Raw genomic sequence first — 2,433 nt, 5'->3', positions numbered from 1 at the left:
CGGGCGCGGCCGGGCCGGGAGGGACGGCGGGTGCGCGGTCAAGTGGGACAGCGCGGCACGGCCGACGGGGCGGACGGGCGAGCACGCGCGGGGCCCGGTCCGGGCCGGTACGGGCGGCCACGGCCAGGCGTCTGCGGTCCGCGCGCCGGCCAGAGCGCGGCGGCGGGATGCAGGGCCTCGGCGAGACCGGCGGGCGGCGGCGGGGCGCGGTCTCGGACGGCACGTTCGGCGATGTTCGGGGTTGTTCACCGAACATCGCCGAACAACTCACCATCGACAGCGGGCCCGAGCGGCACGGCGCAGGCGGACACGGAAGCCGGAGCGAGCGGGACGGCGCTGCGCGGGGCGGCAAGAGCGGCGAGCCGGGTAGGCGTGACCTTTCGGGGCACGGTTCGTTGTGGGGTTGGGGTGGGGTGTGTCTTCGTGGGGGTCAGCTTGGGCTGCGGGGTGGCGGGCCCTTGGGTGGCGCCCAGGGCGAGCGGGGGTCCCGAGGTTGGGGCTCTCGGTTCAGGGGCGCTGGCCGAGGGTGGGCAGTCCGGCCGAGGTGGCCCGCACGCTCCGGCCGCGGCGGGCGGCGCGGCCGTCCTTGAGGATCTGGCGAGCCCGGGCGCGCCACAGCTGCGCCTGTTGTGGGCGGCCGGCCTCGCGGTGTACGGCGGCGACGCTGAGTGTGGCGGCGCGGGTCCGGGCGGTGAGTGTCTCGGCGATGGGGGTCAGACGTCCCTGTACCTGTACGGCGCCGGGGGCTCCCCGCAGGCACAGCACGAGGGGCCGGTCCGGCCCGGCGGCGCCGAGGTCGGTGACGTACACGCGGGCCCGGGCCAGGCCGGTGGCGATCTGTGCGAGGCGCTCCAGCTCCGGCCACGTACAGGGCAGCAGGACGTCCTCCAGTACGGCGTGCGGGGCCGGCTGCCAGGACGCCGCCCGCGGGCTGCTGTCCTCGCGGCGTACCCGTACGCCGATCACGGGCCAGGGCCCGCCGGTCAACGCCGGGTGGCCGATCTCGTCTCTCGCCACGTACTCCTCCGAGCCGCATCGCCTCCCAACAGTATCCGCCGCATCCCGCGGTGCTGGTCGTGGTGTTGGGCGTGGTCGCGGCGGCGCAGCGGCTCTGCAGCCCGTGGACGGGTCTTGCTCGCTTGTGGCAGTTGGCCTGCGGCTTTGCGTCGGAGACGGAAGGTACGTCGGGTCCGGGCGCCATCCGGTGGAGGTCGCGGGGGCTGGGCGGGTGCTGCCACCATCGGCTCACCGCGCCCGGCGCACCCGCTGCCGGCCGGCCGTCGTGTCGATCAACTCGGAAGGTCCCGTCATGTCCGCTGTCCCGACCACCGCCGAGCCCGTCGGCGCCCAGCCGGCCACCGCGGCCGCGCCTGCCTCCGGCAGGCTCGGTGCGAGCGAGGCGGCCGTCGCCATCACCGCGATCGCCGCGGTGACTGTGCTTGCCGTCCTCGAGCGTCCGATCCCCACGGTGCTGAGCGTGCTCACGGTGGCCGCGGGCCTGCTGCTCGCCGGCGGGCGCGCCGCCCGGCTCCTGGCCTCCCTCGCCGCCGGGGGCCGCGCGTGAGCCGCGGGCGGCGAAGGGGCGGCTCACCTTCGCGTCCCTCGCACGGCGGGCCAGCGCGCGGGGCATGCCCGTCTCGGCGTGCACGCTGAGGCGGGCCCTGACCGGCAGGCTTCCCACCCTGTACACCGTGCGCGCTGCGGCCCGGGGCGCGGGCGCCGACGAGGAGGAGGCCGGGCGGGTGTGGGCGGCGGCCGAGGCCGCCGTGCGCCTTGGGCCTGTTCGCAAGCCGGTCGGCTACGTACCTGGGCGCCAGATCACCACCCGGGCGGGGCTGGCCGGGGCCATGGAGAAGGTGAGGGCGGCGGCCGGCGGACCGAGCCTGCGTCAGCTGGCCGCCTCGCCGGCGGCCGGGGGCCTCATCTCGCGCAGCGCCCTGCACAACGCGCTTACCGGCCGGCGGCTGCCGGGTGAGGAGTTGCTGGCCGCGTTCGCTGCGGCGTGCGGAGCTGGTGAGGAGACCACCCGGGCACTGCTCGCTGCCCGCGCGCGGATTGTGGCCGGGCCGGAGCCGCGGGCGCGGGCGGGGTACCCGTGCGGCATCGTGGAACAGGCTGTTGAGCAGGTCGAGGAGCGGCGCGCGCGGGACGCGGCCGTGCGCCACTGGATCCCCGGCGAGGACGAACCCGACTGGTATGAACAGCAGTTGCGTCAGGAGGAAGACGCCGAGCACCGGCGGATGGCCGCCTGGGTCGACAGCCTCACCGACGACGAGCTGAAGGAGCTGCAGCAGGCCCGGGACGCGGCCGGTGCCGGCCGCGACCTTCGCGCCGAACTCACCACGCACACCCCGCGCACCCCGCAGTAGGCGGACGGTGGGCGGAGGAGCGGGGGCAGGGCGGCGCGGGCCGCGGGGCGGCAGGGGCGGGCGG

3 protein-coding genes are annotated in these 2,433 nt (G+C 77.0%); 2 read left to right on the top strand and 1 reads right to left on the bottom strand.

Annotated elements, in window-relative coordinates; translation table 11 throughout:
- Positions 1 to 507: 507 nt before the first annotated feature.
- Positions 508 to 1,017 carry a hypothetical protein gene (locus tag ALMP_RS11245; protein ID WP_264926601.1) on the bottom strand — a complete coding sequence of 170 codons (510 nt, stop codon included), beginning with the start codon at positions 1,015 to 1,017 and terminating at the stop codon, positions 508 to 510.
- A 292-nt stretch (positions 1,018 to 1,309) separates the two neighbouring features.
- Here ALMP_RS11245 and ALMP_RS11240 point away from each other — a divergent pair, with 292 nt between their 5' ends.
- On the top strand, positions 1,310 to 1,564 hold the full coding sequence (locus tag ALMP_RS11240) for a hypothetical protein (RefSeq protein WP_264926599.1): 255 nt from the start codon (positions 1,310 to 1,312) through the stop codon (positions 1,562 to 1,564).
- A gap of 127 nt (positions 1,565 to 1,691) precedes the next feature.
- Positions 1,692 to 2,369: a hypothetical protein gene (locus tag ALMP_RS11235; RefSeq protein WP_264926597.1), complete on the top strand. Its 678-nt coding sequence runs from the start codon at positions 1,692 to 1,694 to the stop codon at positions 2,367 to 2,369.
- The last annotated feature ends 64 nt before the right edge of the window (positions 2,370 to 2,433 follow it).

It is taken from the genome of Streptomyces sp. A012304 (genome assembly GCF_026008495.1).
In the GTDB taxonomy this organism is placed as follows: Bacteria; Actinomycetota; Actinomycetes; order Streptomycetales; family Streptomycetaceae; genus Streptomyces.
The sequence above is the reverse complement of the archived record's forward strand: the minus strand, read 5'-3'. Positions and strand labels throughout refer to the sequence as shown.